The sequence below is a fragment of the Halopiger aswanensis genome (assembly GCF_003610195.1).
Lineage (GTDB): Archaea > Halobacteriota > Halobacteria > Halobacteriales > Natrialbaceae > Halopiger > Halopiger aswanensis.
Genome location: NZ_RAPO01000002.1, coordinates 574923 through 590904 on the forward strand (window position 1 = coordinate 574923; position 15982 = coordinate 590904).

The 15982-nt window shown below is 68.5% G+C and carries 15 protein-coding genes; 8 read left to right on the plus strand and 7 right to left on the minus strand.

Going from position 1 to position 15982, the window contains the following annotated elements; all coding sequences use genetic code 11:
• The first annotated feature begins 94 nt into the window (after positions 1–94).
• The 3 genes from ATJ93_RS09940 to ATJ93_RS09950 all read left to right on the plus strand — a co-directional run bounded on the left by ATJ93_RS09940 (position 95) and on the right by ATJ93_RS09950 (position 3518).
• Positions 95–952 carry an endonuclease V gene (locus ATJ93_RS09940; RefSeq protein ID WP_120244494.1) on the plus strand — a complete coding sequence of 286 codons (858 nt, stop codon included), beginning with the start codon at positions 95–97 and terminating at the stop codon, positions 950–952.
• A gap of 81 nt (positions 953–1033) precedes the next feature.
• Complete coding sequence (locus tag ATJ93_RS09945; protein WP_120244495.1) at positions 1034–2413, plus strand: MATE family efflux transporter; 1380 nt, start codon at positions 1034–1036, stop codon at positions 2411–2413.
• Between the two features lie 142 nt (positions 2414–2555).
• Complete coding sequence (locus ATJ93_RS09950) at positions 2556–3518, plus strand: SDR family oxidoreductase (RefSeq protein WP_120244496.1); 963 nt, start codon at positions 2556–2558, stop codon at positions 3516–3518.
• 274 nt (positions 3519–3792) lie between these two features.
• On the opposite strand, the gene ATJ93_RS09955 is transcribed toward ATJ93_RS09950, so the two are convergent.
• The 3 genes from ATJ93_RS09955 to ATJ93_RS09965 form a co-directional block, all read right to left on the minus strand.
• Positions 3793–4038, minus strand: a complete 246-nt coding sequence (locus ATJ93_RS09955) for a winged helix-turn-helix transcriptional regulator (protein ID WP_120244497.1) — start codon at positions 4036–4038, stop codon at positions 3793–3795.
• Positions 4039–4224: 186 nt separating this feature from the next.
• A complete protein-coding gene (locus ATJ93_RS09960) occupies positions 4225–6156 on the minus strand; it encodes an SLC13 family permease (RefSeq protein ID WP_120244498.1) in 1932 nt (643 codons plus the stop codon).
• A 95-nt stretch (positions 6157–6251) separates the two neighbouring features.
• On the minus strand, positions 6252–7916 hold the full coding sequence (locus ATJ93_RS09965; protein WP_120244499.1) for an MATE family efflux transporter: 1665 nt from the start codon (positions 7914–7916) through the stop codon (positions 6252–6254).
• 273 nt (positions 7917–8189) lie between these two features.
• On the opposite strand from ATJ93_RS09965, the gene ATJ93_RS09970 reads away from it, so the two are divergent.
• The 3 genes from ATJ93_RS09970 to ATJ93_RS09980 all read left to right on the plus strand — a co-directional run bounded on the left by ATJ93_RS09970 (position 8190) and on the right by ATJ93_RS09980 (position 10441).
• A complete protein-coding gene (locus tag ATJ93_RS09970) occupies positions 8190–8594 on the plus strand; it encodes a tautomerase family protein (protein WP_120244500.1) in 405 nt (134 codons plus the stop codon).
• Between the two features lie 74 nt (positions 8595–8668).
• Positions 8669–9901, plus strand: coding sequence for an MFS transporter (locus ATJ93_RS09975; protein ID WP_120244501.1), 1233 nt, complete (start codon positions 8669–8671; stop codon positions 9899–9901).
• Positions 9902–9973: 72 nt separating this feature from the next.
• Positions 9974–10441 (plus strand): universal stress protein, encoded by a 468-nt coding sequence (locus ATJ93_RS09980; protein ID WP_120244502.1) that lies wholly within the window; start codon positions 9974–9976, stop codon positions 10439–10441.
• Between the two features lie 31 nt (positions 10442–10472).
• On the opposite strand, the gene ATJ93_RS09985 is transcribed toward ATJ93_RS09980, so the two are convergent.
• From ATJ93_RS09985 to ATJ93_RS09995, 3 genes are all read right to left on the minus strand, one after another.
• Positions 10473–10991, minus strand: coding sequence for a gamma carbonic anhydrase family protein (locus tag ATJ93_RS09985; RefSeq protein WP_120244503.1), 519 nt, complete (start codon positions 10989–10991; stop codon positions 10473–10475).
• A gap of 129 nt (positions 10992–11120) precedes the next feature.
• Positions 11121–12365, minus strand: coding sequence for an ArsA family ATPase (locus tag ATJ93_RS09990; protein ID WP_120244504.1), 1245 nt, complete (start codon positions 12363–12365; stop codon positions 11121–11123).
• 75 nt (positions 12366–12440) lie between these two features.
• Positions 12441–13541: a pyridoxal phosphate-dependent aminotransferase gene (locus ATJ93_RS09995; RefSeq protein WP_120244505.1), complete on the minus strand. Its 1101-nt coding sequence runs from the start codon at positions 13539–13541 to the stop codon at positions 12441–12443.
• Positions 13542–13658: 117 nt separating this feature from the next.
• On the opposite strand from ATJ93_RS09995, the gene ATJ93_RS10000 reads away from it, so the two are divergent.
• Positions 13659–14180, plus strand: a complete 522-nt coding sequence (locus ATJ93_RS10000; protein WP_120244506.1) for a CinA family protein — start codon at positions 13659–13661, stop codon at positions 14178–14180.
• A gap of 117 nt (positions 14181–14297) precedes the next feature.
• Positions 14298–14780: a metal-dependent hydrolase gene (locus ATJ93_RS10005; RefSeq protein WP_120244507.1), complete on the plus strand. Its 483-nt coding sequence runs from the start codon at positions 14298–14300 to the stop codon at positions 14778–14780.
• Positions 14781–14870: 90 nt separating this feature from the next.
• On the opposite strand, the gene ATJ93_RS10010 is transcribed toward ATJ93_RS10005, so the two are convergent.
• Positions 14871–15917, minus strand: a complete 1047-nt coding sequence (locus ATJ93_RS10010; RefSeq protein WP_120244508.1) for a DUF7139 domain-containing protein — start codon at positions 15915–15917, stop codon at positions 14871–14873.
• Positions 15918–15982 lie beyond the last annotated feature (65 nt).

A 15982-nucleotide genomic window follows, 5' to 3' on the forward strand; every position in this document is an offset into this window, starting at 1 on the left:
CGCGCCGATCACCGACCCTCTACGCTCCCTGTATCGTTCCGCTGCGTCGCAACCCCGGAACTGATTTTCGCGCGCTGCCAACCGTTCCCTATCGATGCACGTTTCCCGACCCGATCTCGTTCCCGACGCCGGACTCTCGCGCGAGGAGATGGAAGCGCTCCAGCGCGAGATCGCCGCCGCTGCCGTCTTCGAGGACGATTTCGCGTTCGACCCTCGGGCCGTGGCCGCCTCGTCGTCCGGACTCGAGGAGGGGACACAGACGACCCTCGCGGATTCGGCGGCCGGTTCCTCGAGCGCCTCGAGCGGCGATCCGACTGACGCCGAGCCCCCGGTAGTCGTCGGCGTCGACCAATCGTTCCTGACGAACGACGACGGCGATCAGGACCGCGCGCTGTCCGCCGTCGTCGCCACGCGGGGCGGCGAGGTGATCGAGCGCGCCTACGCCGTGACCGACCTCGAGATTCCCTACATTCCCGGCCTGCTCTCGTTCCGCGAGGGGAAACCGATCCTCGCGGCGCTCGAGGGGTTGTCGGTCGATCCCGACCTCCTGCTGTTCGACGGCAGCGGCCGGATCCACTTCCGCCAGGCCGGCATCGCGACGCACATGGGCGTCGTGCTGGACGCCCCCAGCATCGGGGTCGCGAAGAGCCTGCTCTGCGGGACGCCGACCGAGGAGGCCGACAACCTTCCGGAGGGAACCCGCGTCCCGATCGAGTCGAACTCGCGGGTCGACGCGCCCGACGGGACGCTGCTGGGCTACGCCGTCCAGACGCGACAGTACGACTCGCCGAACCGCTACATCAATCCGCTGTACGTCAGCCCCGGCCACCGCGTCGGGCCGGAGACGGCCGCCGATATCGTCCTCGAGTGTGCCACCTCGTACAAACTGCCAGAGCCCGTGCGACTGGCGGATAACTACGCGGGCGAGGCGAAGCGGGAGCTACAGGACTAATCGGGAAACGGCCACGAAGCGATGCAGTAGCACCGGCCGGTATCGATACGCTGATACGACGCATGCCCGTTCTGCTCGCGTATGCGGCTGGCCGAGCGGGTCGATCGACGGCGGGTGCTCGTGCTCTGGCGGCGCACGGCTGCGCTCTCGTGGCCGATCGCGCTCCAGCAGACGTTCAACACGCTGATGCGGACCGTCGACGTCGTCGTCACCGGGCTCTTCTCGCCGGCGGCCGTCGCCGCGATCGGCCTCGCGGATCTGTACGCGCAACTGCCGCTGCGAGTCGGACTCGGACTCGGCACCGGCGCGATCGCCCTCTCGAGCCAGGACACCGGCCGCGGGGCGACGGCGACCCGCGACCGGGCCATCACGCAGGCGTTTTGCATCGGCTTCGCGCTTGGACTCCCGCTGATCGCGGTCGGGTTCGCGATCTCGGAACCGCTGATCGCCGTGCTCGGCGCCGAACCCGCGGTCGTCGCCATGGGCGGACAGTACCTCGCGCTCGTCTTCGCCGCGGCGCCGATGCGCATCGTCGGCCTCGTGGGCGCGCGGTCGTTACAGGGGACCGGCGACACGCGCACGCCGATGGTCGTCAACGTGATCGCGAACGCGGTCAACATCCTCGCGACCGTCGGCCTCGGACTGGGACTCGTCGGCCTGCCGCGCCTCGAGATCGTCGGCGTCGGCCTCGCGACGGCGATCAGCCGAACGCTCGAGGCCGGGCTGGTTACGGCAGCAATTGCGAGCACACGAACTGACCTCGGCTTCGCCCGGCCGCGGTCGCTGACGATCACTCGTCAACTCGTCGCGGTGAGCCTGCCCAACTTCGCCGAGGGGATGAGCACCTCGCTCGCGAACTTCCCGTTTAACGCGCTCTTGCTCACGTTCGGCACCGAGGTAACGGCGGCCTACCACATCGGACGCCGGATCTACCAGCAGCTGACCGGGCCGCTGTACCGCTCGTTCAGCGTCGCCGCGAGCATCATCGTCGGCCAGACGCTCGGCGAAGGTGACCCCGCGGACGCGCGGTTCGCCGGGCTGGCGATGACCGCGCTCAGCCTCGTCACGCTCGGGGCCGCCGGCGCCGTGCTGGTCGCCGGCGCGACGCCGATCGCCCGCGTGTTCACGAACGACGCCGCGACGCTCGAGCACGCAGCCGCCTTTACCCGCGTGTTCGGCGTCTCGATGGTCTTCTTCGGGCTCTTCTTCCCGATCTCGGGAAGCCTCAAGGGCGCCGGCGACACGCGGACGCCGTTCTACGCCCGCCTCACCGGAACGGTCGCGTTCATGCTCGGCCTGTCGTACCTCGCCGGCGTGACGCTCGGCTTCGGCCTGCCGGGCGTCTACGCGGGTATCGTCTGTAGCTACGCCTGGTGGTCCCTCGTCGTCGCGGTCGGCTTCCAGTGGGGCGACTGGGCCGACAAGGCCGCGGACATGATGGCTGAACGGGCAGGGGCGTGACGCGTCTGCGGACAGCGTGCTCAGACTCCCGCTCGGGTTCTCGCTCGAGCCCGCAAGCCCGCAAACTCGTCCCGCCACCGAACAGTTCGGCGAGCGAGACAAACCGTCGCTACTTAGGTGTCGTCGCACGAACGTCTCCCACATGGCCACCGCTGAGGAAGTCGAAGACGGCGATTCCGACGGCGCCGTCGAGGCGGACCGCGATACTGGAACTGGGACCGCGAGCGCAACCGACCGCGAGCGCGCCGCCGCCGAGACCGGGGACGACCGCTACACCCGCAAGAAGAGCGTGCTGATCACCGGCTGCTCCTCCGGCATCGGCCGCGCGACCGCGCGGGCGTTCCTCGAGGACGACTGGCAGGTGTTCGCCACCGCGCGCAACCCCGACGACATCACGGACCTCGAGCAGGCGGGCTGTACGACCTTCGAACTCGACGTCACCGACCCCGATCAGGTCGCGCAGGCCGTCGAGCGAACCGTCGATATCGCCGGCGCGATCGACTGTCTGGTCAACAACGCCGGCTACGCACAGATGGGCCCGCTCGAGGACGTGTCGACGGCCGACCTCCACCGCCAGTTCGACGTCAACGTCTACGGACCTCACCGACTCGTCCGCGCGGCGCTCCCGCACATGCGCGCCCAGGGCGCCGGCCGGATCATCAACGTCTCGAGCGTCGCCGGCCGCGTCTCGTTCCCGGGCTCGGGCGCCTACTCGGGCTCGAAGTACGCACTCGAGGCGATGAGCGACTCGCTGCGGGCCGAAGTCGAAGAGTTCGGCGTCGACATCGTCGTGATCGAACCCGGCCCGGTCGAGACGAACTTCACCGACCGCGTCGACGAGGAACTGCCCGAATCCGAGCGCACGCCGGCCTACGAGACGCTGTACGAACTGTACGACGAGATGCAACTGATCGGCGGCGGCAGCGGCGGTCCCTTCGCCTCCCAACCCGAAGACGTCGCCCGGGCGATCCTCGAGGCCGGCACGACGCCCGAACCGCCGGCGCGCTATCCGGTCGGCCCGCTCGCCCAGTACGGCGTCTACGCGCAGTACCTCCCGGACTGGCTCCGCGACGCGGGATACGGACTGCTCCGGAAGCTCGTCTGACTCGCGGGACGCGCAACCGCGGGACTCTCGAGGGTGGCTACCGGTAACCGACTCAAATCGCGGCCGAATTCTCGTACGAGGACCGACGACCGTCTCGTAGCCGCGCATGCCGATCCTCCGTCCTCCGTTCGACACCGTCCGATCGAGGACAGCTCAGGTCGTCTCGAGAGCAATCGGCGGCGGTCCGCACTCCCGGCTTTCGGACTCTCGATGAGAGTAGTAACTCCAAAACCGGTTGACGCATCCGCGGCGCGCTGTGACGCTGCGCGAAGAATCAGTCAGCAGCCATCGATTCCGCTCGTCGCTGGCCCTCCTCTGCGAGGGTGTACGTGCCGGCGATACCGCGCCGGACGTACCCCTCTCGCTGGAGGAGCCGACACTGTCGCTCGATCGTCATCGGATGCGTCTCCAGCGCCGCGGCGAGTTCCGCAGCGGTTGCTTGATTCGTTCGGTCGAGGACCTCGAGGATCGAACGGTCCCACCCCTGTGCGGTTGGTTCGCTGTGATCGCGGTACGACATTACCCCTCACGCTACGTTTCGACAAGACGCCTATCAAGGACTCCACTCATTCCCGAATTTCGAGAATGGGCGTACAGGCACGTATCCGGCCCGAGAACGATCGAATTCGAAATACCATAACGATCGATAGCTTATAATAGGGGCGGGCAGCGATGCCGATTGCGATCCGGAATCACGGCCGCCGACTCACCCCGACCACGCCTCGACGAACTCCGTCGGGAGCGTCCCGAGGTCGATCCCCCAGGCCAGCGGCAGCCAGACGAGCGCGACCAGCGTGATCAGCGCGATGCCGATAACGTTGAGCCCGACGCCGACGCGGGCCATTTGGGGCAGCGTGATGTAGCCGCTGCCGAAGACGATCGCGTTCGGCGGCGTCGCGACCGGGAGCATGAACGCGAACGAGGCCGCCGTCGCGCCCGCGATCATCAGGCCGTAGGGGTGGACGCCGATCCCGACCGCGACCCCGGCGAGGATCGGCATCAGCATCGCCGTCGTCGCCGTGTTCGACGTGACTTCGGTGAGAAAGACCGTCATCACGACGACGGCGAGCAGGAGGACGATCATCGACACGCCCTCGAGTAGCTGGAGCTGTTCGCCGATCCAAGCGGCGAGGCCGGTGTCGCCGAAGCCGCTGGCGATCGCGAGGCCGCCGCCGAACAGGAGGATGACGCCCCACGGAATGTCGACCGCACTGGCCCAGTTCAGCAGGAAGGTGTGTTCACCCTCCTCGGTCCTCGTCGGCACGGTAAACAGCACGAGCGAGCCGCCGATGGCGACGATCGTGTCGACGTCGTCCGGAATCGGCGCCGTGAATATCGGCTCGAGCAGCGACGTCAGTGCGCCGGGCACGATCCCGGGGACGGACTCGAACTGCCCGAGCAAGCTGCCGCCGATCCAGGACAGCGCCATCGCGACGAAGACGACGAGCACCAGTCGCTCCTGTCGACCCATCGGACCGAGCTCCTCGAGTTCGCTGTCGATCGTGCCGGCTCCGATGGGGAGTTCGTCGAACTCCGGGGCGACCGCCAGCCGCGTGACGTAGACGTAGACGGTCGCTATGCCGACGATCGCGATCGGAACCCCGTAGAGCATCCACTCGGCGAAGGAAATCGTCGCGTCGAACAGTTCGCTGGCCTGGCCGGCGAAGAGGATGTTCGGCGGCGTCCCGATGAGCGTCCCGACGCCGCCGACCGACGCGCCGTAGGCGATACAGAGCATCAGCGCGATGCCGAACGAGAACTCGCCCTCCCGAGTATCGATCTCGAGGCCGGCTTCCGCGGCCAGGTCCGCGGTCTGGTAGATGACCGCCAGCGCGATCGGGACCATCATCATCACCGTCGCGCTGTTGGAGACCCACATCGAGAGGAACGCGGTCGCGATCATAAACCCGAGGATGAGTCTCGAGGGCTCGGTGCCGACGGCCTTGATCGTCCGGAGGGCGATGCGCCGGTGGAGCCCCCACCGCTGCATCGCCATCGCGAGGAAAAAGCCGCCCATGAACAGGAAGATGATCGGGTCCGCGTAGGACGGCGTCGTGTCTTCGACGGGGAGCGCACCCGTCAGCGGAAAGAGGACGATCGGCAGCAGCGACGTTGCGGGGATCGGAATGGCTTCGGACATCCACCAGACGGCGACCCAGGCGGTGACGGCGGCGACGGCCTTTCCCGCCGCGGTCAGTCCCTCGGGCGTCGGCGAAAGGTAGATGAGCGCGAACAGGGCTGGGCCGAGGACGAATCCGACCTGCTGGCGGCGGCCGTACGCGCCGCTGACGTCGAACGAGGAGCCGTCGCCGTCGTCATCGTCGTCGTCGCCGGCGTTGCTACTGCCACCGTCGGTGCCACCACTACCAGTGCCGCCGGAATCACCTGCAGCCGTCCCGGAACCACCCGAATCACCGGTACCGGATCGGGAACCGGAATCGTCACCCGGTCCGCGACCGCCGTCCGGGAACGCCGCTCGAGCGAGCTGTCGTTCGTCGTCCGAGAGACACTCCATGTCCCTCGCGATCGCCGGCGCGTCGAGGGAGAGATACGATTTCGTCTGCGCGTTGTATCGCCACAGGGTCGCCCACAGCCTGCGAACGGCGGACAGGACCGTCTCTCGGAACGAAGACGTCATCGATCCGTCGCTTCCAGCGACAGGTAGTAAATAGCAATCCTGTAAAAATGAACTAAAGCAAGGTAAGAGCGGCTTACAGCGAGTGTTACGGCCAATCAGTCCGCCGAGCTGCCCGCAACGGCGTCGACGCCCTCGTCCTCGATGTACTTCTCCTTCCAGGTGCCCCGGGTGAACCACGCGACGCCGACGAGTGCCCCGAGAACGTTCCCGACGGCCATCCCGATCCAGACGCCGGTCGCGCCCCACCCGAGAATGAACACGAGCGTGAAGACGGTGCCGACGCGACCGACCCACAGCGTGATGATCGAGATGACCATCGCGGTCTTCGTGTTGCCGGCCCCGCGGAACGCGCCGAGCATCACCTGCGAGACGCCGATGAAGGCGAACTCGACCGACCGGACCCGGACGTACTCGACGCCGTACGCGATCGTTTCCGCCGCGCCGTCGACGTCGCCGAGGAACGCGCTCACGATCGGCTCGGTGAACGCGACCGCGACGACGGCGACCAGCAGCATGATTCCGGAGCCGGTCGCCGCGGCCAGCCAGGTCGAGCGGGCGGCCCGATCGGCCCGATCCGCACCGAGGTTCTGGCCGACCATCGTGTCGATCGCGCGGCCGAGGCCCATCGCGGGCAGGAAGACGATCGAGATCAGCCGGTTCCCGAGCCCGTAGGCTGAGACGATCGGCGGCGAGAAGGTGACGACCATCGCCGTCAGCGAAATCATCGCCAGCGCGCTCATGCTCTGCTCGACCATGCTCGGCGTCCCGAGGCGAACGATGTCCTCGATCAGGTCGAGATCCGGCTTCAGGTGCTCGAGACTCGCCCGCGGGCCGAGGTCGGTCCCGAATAACAGTCCGAGCCCGATGGCGGTGCCGACGCCCCGTGCGAGGATCGTCGCGAGCGCGGCACCCTCGATGCCCATGCCGGCGAAGCCGGTCGTCGCGTAGAGGCTCTCCTCGAGGCCGGTCATCCCGACCCAGCCGAATAGCGGGTTCTCCTGAAAGCCGAAGATGAAGAACGGGTCGAGGACGACGTTGATGAACACCGAGACGACCATGACGAGCATCGGCGTTCGCGTGTCGCCGTAGCCCCGCATCAGCGCGGAGAAGACGAAGAAGCCGAACATCAGCGGCAGCCCGAGGAAGACGATCTCCATGTAGTCCGCCGCCAGCGGGATGACGGCCGCGGCGGTCTCCTGATCGCTGGGCAGGATCTCGAGCGCCGGCCGGGTGTAGAAGTAGCCGACGACGCCGAGGACGATCGAGAGCAGGCCGACGAAGGAGACGGTCTGGCCGGTTACGACGCCCGCGGAGCGGTCGCCCGACGCGCCGGTGTACTGGGCGACCAGAATCGCACCCGCCGTCGTGAAGCCGCCGGCGACGGCGATCAGCAGGAAGATCAGCGGAAAGGCGAGGCTGATCGCGCCGACGGCGTCGGAGGAGAGCCGGCCGAGATAGAGCGTGTCGACGACGTTGTAGGTGACCTGCAACAGCTGGATGACGACGATCGGCCAGGCGAGGTGAAAGAGCGGCCGCACGAGGCTGCCCTCGGTGATCGAGCCGCTCACGTCGCCGAGGGTCGGCTCGAGGTCGGGACCGTCCGGTTCGCCCGGGTCGTCGGATCCATCGGAACCACGGGGGTCGTCGGAGTCGCCGGCCTCGGTATCCGATCCGATCCTCGAGTCCGGATCGCCGTCTGCCGCCGAATCGGCGTCGTTCGCGGACGGGTCCGGCTCGTCGGAGGGGCTCCCGGGACTCATGTGTCGCCGGTAGACGGGGCTCGAAGCCGGCGGCCGTCGCCGGCGCTGGCGGTTGCGGGGACGAATCGCGGTCGGAACGGACGGCGCTCGGAGCCGTGTCGAGGGCCCGCTCGGGCCGCGACTGCTCCGCTACCGTTGGCTGGAATGGGCTCGATACTCACTGACTGCCTAGTCAGTCATTGCAGCTAAAGACCTTTCGAATCCGGAACACGTTCGGCGTCCAAACGCGACGGTACCGGCAACGTAGAAGGCGGCGGGCCGCCAAGCCGACGTATGCCCCTCTTACAGTTCGACACGACCCTGTCACTGTCGCCCGACCAGAAAGAGGCATTCGCCGACCGCGTGACCGCCATCTACACCGAGGAGATGGCGACGACCGCGGGCCACGTCGCCGTGACGATCCGGGAACACGAGTCCGCGGCGCTGCACCTCGGGCGCGCCGTCGAGGGGCCGCTGTGCTTTCTCGACGCCGAGATCCGGCGAGGACGGCCGTTCGAGCGCAAGCGCGCGTTCGCCCTCGAGACGATGGCGTTCGTCGGCGATCGGTTCGACGTCCCGGACGAGAACATGAAGGTGGTCTTCACGGAACACCGCGGCGAGTCGATGATGGGCGTCGATCGAGTCGGCGGCGAGTGGGATGGGAGTGGCGGTGGAGACGGCGCCAACGGGGGCGAGTAACCGAACCGACCGCCGCGCCTGCGTCCGATTGCGCCACAGTAAAGCGACTCCTCGGCAAACGTCGGCTCGACGCGATGGCACGGTCGCAATCGGACTCGCAGTCCCACTCCGGGTCGCGGTCCTCCTGGCGGACCGTCTCGCTCGTCACGCTCTGGCAGGTCGCCGCCAGCATCTGTTACTACACCGTCTTCGCCGCGACCGCGCTCTTCCGCGAGGAGTTCGGCCTCTCGAGGTTCTCCGTCGGGTTCGTCGTGACCGCGCTGACGCTCGGCTACGCGACCTTCCTGCTGCCGGTCGGCGCGCTGATCGATCGCTACGGCGAGCGCCGGACGCTCGTGATCGGCCTGTTGGGACTCTCGAGCGGCGCCGCTCTGGTTGCCGGCGCGCCATCGTACGCGCTCTTGCTCGCCGCCGCGTTCGTCCTCGGCTCGCTGTACGCGACGGCGATTCCGGGCACGAACAAGGCGATCTACGACAACGTCGCGGCCGGTCGCCAGAACCTCGCGATGGGGATCAAGCAGGTCGGCGTCACCGCCGGCAGCGGGATCAGTTCGCTGCTCGTAACGGGGCTGGCCGGCCTGTTCTTCTGGCAGGCCGGCTTTCTGGTCGCGGCCGGCGTCGGGCTGGTCGTCGTCGCGCTTTTCGCCGCCCTATACCCGGGTTCGGACGACGCCGGCCGGGCGGACTACCCCGACTTCCGCGCGCTGTCCCGGAATCGCCCGTACCGGGTTCTCGTCGCCGCCGGCTTCTTCCTCGGGGCCGCGCTGTTCACGACGACCGGCTACACCGTGTTGTTCGTCGCGGAGGAGATCGGCACCTCGGTCGCGTTCGGCGGCGTCGTCCTCGCGCTGGTCCAACTGACCGGCAGCGGCGGCCGCATCGTCACGGGGTGGCTGAGCGACGCGCTCCCCGGCGAGCCGCGGGTCCGGATCGGCGCAATCTTGATCGTGCAGGCGCTCAGCAGTGCCGCGCTGTTCGTCGCCGTCGCCGCCACCGCGACGCCGCTGTCGGCGACGATCGTCTTCGCGGCGCTCGGCTTTTTCGTCCTCGGGAACACCGGCGTCTACTACTCCTGCATGGCGACGCTGGTCGGCGCCGACGAGATGGGCGGCGCGACCGCCGGCGGGCAACTGGCGCTGGTCGCCGGTTCGATCCTCGCGCCGCCCGCCTTCGGCTACCTCGCCGATACCGTCGGCTATCGGGCCTCGTGGTGGCTGCTGGCTGCCGGCTGCCTCGCCGCCGCCGGGCTGCTGGCGTACGCGATCCGCCTCGAGCCGCCGATCGACGAGCCGGCGATGGTCGAGTAACGCCGGCGCTCGGCGGCCGAACAGCCGCCGGCCCCGCGAACGACTTTACGTCCCGGCGTGGAACGATCCCGCATGTACCGCGTACTGCTTCCCGTCGCGGACGACCCGGCTCGAGCGCGCGGGCAGGTCGAAGCGGTCCTCGAGCTGCCGCAGGCTGCGTCCGAGGTCTTCGTCGACGTGCTCCACGTGCACGACGAGGCGGCGACGGCCGACGCCGAGTGGGCGGCCGGCGGCTTCGCGGAGTCCTACGAGGCGGAGATGGACGAACTGCGGGAGCTCCAGCGCATCCCGGAGGCCGTCGAAACGGCGATCGATCGCCTCGAGGACGCCGGTCTCGAGTACGCCGTCCACGAGGCGACGGGCGATCCGGCCGAGACGATTCTCGCGCGCGCCGACGAGTACGACAGCGACGCGATCGTCGTCGGCGTCCGCAAGCGATCGCCGGTCGGGAAGGTGCTGTTCGGCAGCGTCGCGCAGGCGGTCATCCTCGACAGCGATCGGCCGGTGACGGTCGTGCCGGCGGCGTCCGAGGCGGCGTAGCGGCGGGCGGGTCCGCCAGCCCGCGACTCGGTCACTCGAACAACTGGTCGTGTCGCTGCGCCAGATCGGTGTACTCGCCCGAGGAGAACGACTCGAAGATGGCCTCGGGATCGATCGTCGTCTCCTCCAGGGGCGTGATTTCGGCGGGAACGCCCCGAACGAACGATTCGGACGGGATCTCGTACTCGTCCGGAACGACCGTCCCGGCGGCCACGACGGAGCGGCTGCCGACGGTGACGTCGGTGTTGATCGTCGCGTTGAATCCGACGAGCGCTCCTTCCTCGACGACGGCGTCGTTCAGGACCGCCCCGTGGCCGATCATGACGCGGTCCGCGAGCCGCGAGGCGTGGATCGTCGCGTTGTCCCCGACGTGGGTCTGCCGGCCGATCCGGACCGGTCCGATGTCGCCCCGCAGCACGACGCCGGGCCAGACGCTCGCCTCAGCAGCTACCTCGACGTCCCCGACGAGCACCGCCTCGCGACTCACCCGCGCCGCGTCGTCGATCGACGGCTCCGCCCCCTCGAACGGATACGTTCTGCTGTCGACCATGCCAAAACCTACCACGAGGAACGGGATAACAGTAGCTTCGCCGCGGCTGACAGTCAGTTCAGGCGACGGCTGGCCGCCGATCGCCTGCGTCGGTCGCTCGAGACTCGAGGCGCGTCCGCCGTCCCGTCCTTACCGCAGACAGGCCGCGACGACCTCGAGCATCCCCTCGCCGCGGACCTCGTCGGCGAACAGCGGGACGCGGCGGACGTCGGTGCCGCGGAACAGGTCCTGAGCCTCCGCGAGCGCGCCCTGCTGGACGTCCCAGCGACGCTGGCAGAACTCGCAGTCCTCGAGGTTCGGCTGGAGGAACTCACCCTGCACGTCGTCGGTCACGTCCGAGAGGGGTTCCATCACGCGGTTGACGACGATCGTGCCGACGGGAATGTCGAACTCCTGGAGTTGTTGGCGCAGGCGCTTGGACTCGAAGACGCTCATCTCCTCGGGGATCATGACGATCCGAAAGTCCGTCCGTGCAGGATCCTGCAGGACCGCGCGGAGCCGCTCGATCCGATCGCGGAGTTCGTCCAGATCCTCGAGGTCGCTCTCGTCCTCGGGCGGCTCCTGGCCGCCGAACAGTCCCTTCATCCCCTCGAACATGCCGCTGAGCCGCTGGCGGAGTTTGATGATGCGCCCCATCATGGTGTCCATCAGTTCGGGCAGTTTCAGCAGCCGGAGGGTGTGGCCCGTCGGCGCGGTGTCGACGACCACGCGCTCGAATCGAGGGTCGTCCATGTACTCGAGCAGGAGTTGCATGGCAGCGGCCTCGTCGGCGCCGGGCATCGCGCCGCCGAACAGCGCTTCCATGGGGGACTCGCCGCCGAGCATCTCGCCGAGGCCGCCGAGGTCCCCGAGGGGGCCGCCGGCCCCGGGTCCGGCGCCGGCGCCGGGGCCTGAATCGGCGCCCGCTCCCATCCCCATCGGACCCTCGCCCGCGGCGTCTCCCTCGCCGGGACCGCCAGATCCGCCGAACATCGCCGTCTTCCCCTGCTCCATCGCGGCTTCGGGGTCGATCTCGGCCGCGTAGAGGGGGATGTCGTCGCGGATCCGGCCGGGCTCTGCGGGGACTTCGGTCTCGAACGTATCCGACAGCGAGTGCGCGGGGTCAGTCGAGACGACGAGCGTGCTGGTGCCGCCGCGGGCGCTGTCGAGCGCGGTCGCGGCCGCCATCGTCGTCTTGCCGACGCCGCCCTTCCCGCCGTAGAGGATGTAGTCGGGCCCTTCGATGGGCTCGTCGGACGGCTCGACGTCGATCGTTTCGCGGTCCGCATCGTCGACCGAGTCCGTCGGCGTCACCTCGATCGTGTTGTCGTCGCCGTCCGTGGCCGTGTCGTGCGCCTCGCTCTCGTCGACCGGCTCGACGTCGATTCCGCTCATACCGCTCCGTTCCAGCGCCCGGCACGAGTATTCGTCGGTCTCGAGCGGTCGTCGCGCGTCGCAAACTCCGAGCGATCACGCGAAGTACGTCGCCAGCCGCTCTGCCGCCTCCTCGACGCGGGGCGTCACCAGCGCGAAGCGCAGCCAGTCCGACCGCGACTCGCCGAAAGCGTTGCCGGGCATCCCCGCGACACCGGCCTCGTCGATCAGTTGGAAGACGTTCTCGAGCGTCCCGGGGTAGTCCTCGAAGCGCGCCAGCACGTAGAACGAGCCCTCGGGCGTCGTGTACTCGGCGCCCGCGGCGTCCAAGGCGTCGGTGAACGTCTCTACGCGCTCGCGCAGGAGTTCGCGGTTCGCCTCGTAGTACGCGGGGTCGGTCTCCCGGAGCGCCCGCAGGACCGCGTACTGGGCCGGCCGGCTCCCGGCCACGTTGACCAGCATGTGGCGGCTCCTGGCCGCCTCGACCAGCTCAGGCGGGAAGATCGCGTAGCCCACCCGGAAGCCGGTGATCGCCAGGGACTTCGAGAAGGCGTTGGTGACGATCCGGTGATCGGAGTCGACCGCGAGCGCGCTCGAGAAGGTCCCCGAGAGGTCGTAGTGGTCGTACACCTCGTCGCTGACGAGGATCGCATCGTACTCCTCGGCGATGGCGACGAGTTCCCGGATCGTTTCTTCGGGGTAGACTGCACCCGTGGGGTTGTTCGGCGAGTTGACCACGATCGCACCCGTCTCCTCGCTCGCGGCCGCGCGCACGTCCGCCGGATCGAGTTGCCCGTCCTCGTCGGCGGCGACGAACCGCTGGGTCCCGCCGAGCATCGTCGTCTTCCCGGGGTAGTAGGGGTAGACGGGGTCGGTCAGCAGGACTTCGTCCCCGCGGTCGCGCTCCAAGGCCCGGGCCATCGCGAGGTAGTTGGCCTCGCCCGCGCCGTTGGTGACGACGACCTGCTCGACGTCGACGCCGCGTCGGGCGGCGATCTCCTCGCGCAGCTCGCGCAGGCCGTCGCTGGGCGGGTACTGGAACGCCGAGGACTCGAGGTCGGCGTACTCGTGCAGTCCCTCGCGCAGCGCTTCGGGCGGGTTCCAGTCGGGGTTCCCGCTGACCATGTCGATGACGTCGCGGTCCGCGCTCGAGGCGTACTGCATGACGCGAAAGAACAGCGGCGTCTCGTACTCCATGGGCGCCACTGCGCGGGGGACGGTCGTCGGTTTTTCGCTTCCGACGGCGACGCCGGAGACGCCGGAGACACCGGAGACACTGGAACATTCACAACGGTACCGCTCGTTGCCCCGGGTATGCACGAGGATATCGATCTCGAGTACGCGCGCGACGTCGGCGACGCGCTGCGGGAAACCGACGGCACGCTCGCGGTCGCCGAGTCCTGCACCGGCGGGCTGATCGGCGCGACGATCACGGCGGTGCCGGGCGCGAGCGACTACTTCGACTCCGGGGCGACGACCTACGCCTACGACGCCAAGCGCCGCGAACTCGGCGTCAGCCGGGAGGCGCTGGACGAACACGGCGCGGTCTCGGCGCCGGTGGCCCGCGAGATGGCCCGCGGCGTCCGCGACACCGCGGACGCGACCTGGGGCGTCGCCGCGACCGGCGTCGCCGGCCCCTCCGGCGGGACCGAGGAGACTCCGGTCGGAACGGTCTACGTCGGCATCGCCTACGCCGGCCCGTGGGGCAGCGAGTCGTCGTACGCCACCGCCACCCGCTACGAGTTCGACGGCGATCGGGCCGCCGTTCGAGCGAAAACCGTCGAACAGGCGCTCGCGGATCTGCTCGAGGCGATCGAATCGCGACCATCCGTTTGAGGTCGATTGACACACCGCCGCAGCCCGGTCTTTGACCGTTTGACCTCGGAGAGTAAACAGCGATGCTGAGAGTCTCGAGAGTAAACTATTCCACTCTCGGCTCTCGAGTATCGGGTGATGAACAAGAAGGGACACGTGTTGAACGCCGTGCTGTTGGGTATCGGGTTGGGGTATCTGCTGGAGCCGACGGGGGATCTGACGACCTTCCGAACGATCGTCGAGATCGGCGTGCCGGTCACGCTCGGGGCCATGGTTCCGGACATCGACACGGCCTTCGGGAAACACCGCAAGACGCTGCACAACCTCCCGCTGCTCGCAGGGTTCGTCGCCTTCCCCTACTTCTTCGGGAACCTCGAGTACGTCTGGATCGGAATTCTGACGCACTACGTCCTCGACGTTGCGGGGAGCAAGCGCGGCATCGCGCTGTTCTACCCGGTCTGGAAGAAGGAGTTCGGCCTCCCGATCGGCGTCGCGGTCAGCAGCAAGCGCGCGGACCTCATGATGGTCGCCGTCACGGTCGGCGAGCTGCTGATCGCGGCTGCGATCGTCTATCAGTTACCACCGCTGCTTGATGCTGGACGACAGGCGTTCGGGCTGTAGCTGGTCGCTGCGGTGAGGGTGGTTCGGACCTGGTTTTCGACGGAATCCGTAGAAAACGAGCGCCGAGTCGGAGAAGCCGACTGAATCTGACTACTCGCGTCGATTCGGCGTCCACTCGTCGCAGGCGTCCATGTCGTCCATCGCCGCGTCGTGTCGGGCGCAGTAGGGAACCATCCCCTCGGAGGACGAGCGGACGTACTTGAAGTGTCGGCAGTTGCCGCAGTAGCGGTCGGCGTGATCGTCGGGAGAGCCGCCGGTGGCAGCGTCGGCGGGGGCGCTCAGTCCCGTCCCCGCGGACTCGACGATTTCGGCGTCGAACTGTTCGGCGCTCGCCTCGGTTGCAGCGCCACCGTCGAGCGGCGAGGAGATGTCCGAGGCCGCCGTTCCGCCGTCACTCGTCGGCGTCGTCCCGGCGCCGGACATCGGCGACTGTGTGCCCCCGGTCGATTGTCTCGCGCCAGAGGGCTCGTCGAACGAGAGCGTCGTTCCGTCGTCGCCAGCCTCGCCGCCCCCTTCGGCCGCGTTCGTCTGCGTCTCGACGTCGCCGTCCGGCGTCCCGCCGAGGAAGCCGATCCCGCCGAGTCCGCCCGACGAGTCGTCGTCCTCGTTGACCTCGACGATCGTCTGGTTTCGGCGAGTGACGTTCATCTCGAGCATGCCGCCCGGATCGTTGCGCGTCTTGAAGTTGACGACGGCGGTGAACAGACACCAGACGGCCGTGAAGAGCCCGAGGAGGTAGATGGCCGAGACCTCGAGCGTGAGGGTCTGCTCGCCGTAGCGCCAGTTTTCGGGATAGGCGTGCCAGAACAGGACGACGCCGAGCAGGCAGAGGCTGGCGCTGATCGCGGCGGCCGCTCGGACGCGACGGCCCGCCGGCAGGACGATGAAGACGCCGACGAGGGCGGCCGGGACGCCCATGCCCGCGAGGACGCCGGCGACGCGGACGACCGTGAACTGCTCGGCCATTCCCCAGTCGGTGAACCCGACGACGAGATCGGCGAAGAGATCGGTCGTTGCCACGAGCACGGCCACGACGGCGAGGACGGCGCCGCACAGGACGAGACCGGAGCCCGCGTACAGGCGCCGGCGGCTCACGCCCCGGCCGTTCCCGTCGTAGACCTCCGTCAGGCTTGTCATGCGCGGGCATTCGACCTCCCACCACAAAACGCTACGTCAGACACATCTCGACGGTTGGAGAGGTC

Coding starts and splice junctions, on each gene's coding strand:
- ATJ93_RS09940 (WP_120244494.1), top strand. CDS start 95: ATGCACGTTTCCCGACCCGATCTCGTTCCCGACGCCGGACTCTCGCGC.
- ATJ93_RS09960 (WP_120244498.1), bottom strand. CDS start 6,156: ATGACGTCTTCGTTCCGAGAGACGGTCCTGTCCGCCGTTCGCAGGCTG.
- ATJ93_RS09965 (WP_120244499.1), bottom strand. CDS start 7,916: ATGAGTCCCGGGAGCCCCTCCGACGAGCCGGACCCGTCCGCGAACGAC.
- ATJ93_RS09975 (WP_120244501.1), top strand. CDS start 8,669: ATGGCACGGTCGCAATCGGACTCGCAGTCCCACTCCGGGTCGCGGTCC.
- ATJ93_RS09995 (WP_120244505.1), bottom strand. CDS start 13,541: ATGGAGTACGAGACGCCGCTGTTCTTTCGCGTCATGCAGTACGCCTCG.
- ATJ93_RS09990 (WP_120244504.1), bottom strand. CDS start 12,365: ATGAGCGGAATCGACGTCGAGCCGGTCGACGAGAGCGAGGCGCACGAC.
- ATJ93_RS09950 (WP_120244496.1), top strand. CDS start 2,556: ATGGCCACCGCTGAGGAAGTCGAAGACGGCGATTCCGACGGCGCCGTC.
- ATJ93_RS09980 (WP_120244502.1), top strand. CDS start 9,974: ATGTACCGCGTACTGCTTCCCGTCGCGGACGACCCGGCTCGAGCGCGC.
- ATJ93_RS10010 (WP_120244508.1), bottom strand. CDS start 15,917: ATGACAAGCCTGACGGAGGTCTACGACGGGAACGGCCGGGGCGTGAGC.
- ATJ93_RS09945 (WP_120244495.1), top strand. CDS start 1,034: ATGCGGCTGGCCGAGCGGGTCGATCGACGGCGGGTGCTCGTGCTCTGG.
- ATJ93_RS09970 (WP_120244500.1), top strand. CDS start 8,190: ATGCCCCTCTTACAGTTCGACACGACCCTGTCACTGTCGCCCGACCAG.
- ATJ93_RS09955 (WP_120244497.1), bottom strand. CDS start 4,038: ATGTCGTACCGCGATCACAGCGAACCAACCGCACAGGGGTGGGACCGT.
- ATJ93_RS10005 (WP_120244507.1), top strand. CDS start 14,298: ATGAACAAGAAGGGACACGTGTTGAACGCCGTGCTGTTGGGTATCGGG.
- ATJ93_RS10000 (WP_120244506.1), top strand. CDS start 13,659: ATGCACGAGGATATCGATCTCGAGTACGCGCGCGACGTCGGCGACGCG.
- ATJ93_RS09985 (WP_120244503.1), bottom strand. CDS start 10,991: ATGGTCGACAGCAGAACGTATCCGTTCGAGGGGGCGGAGCCGTCGATC.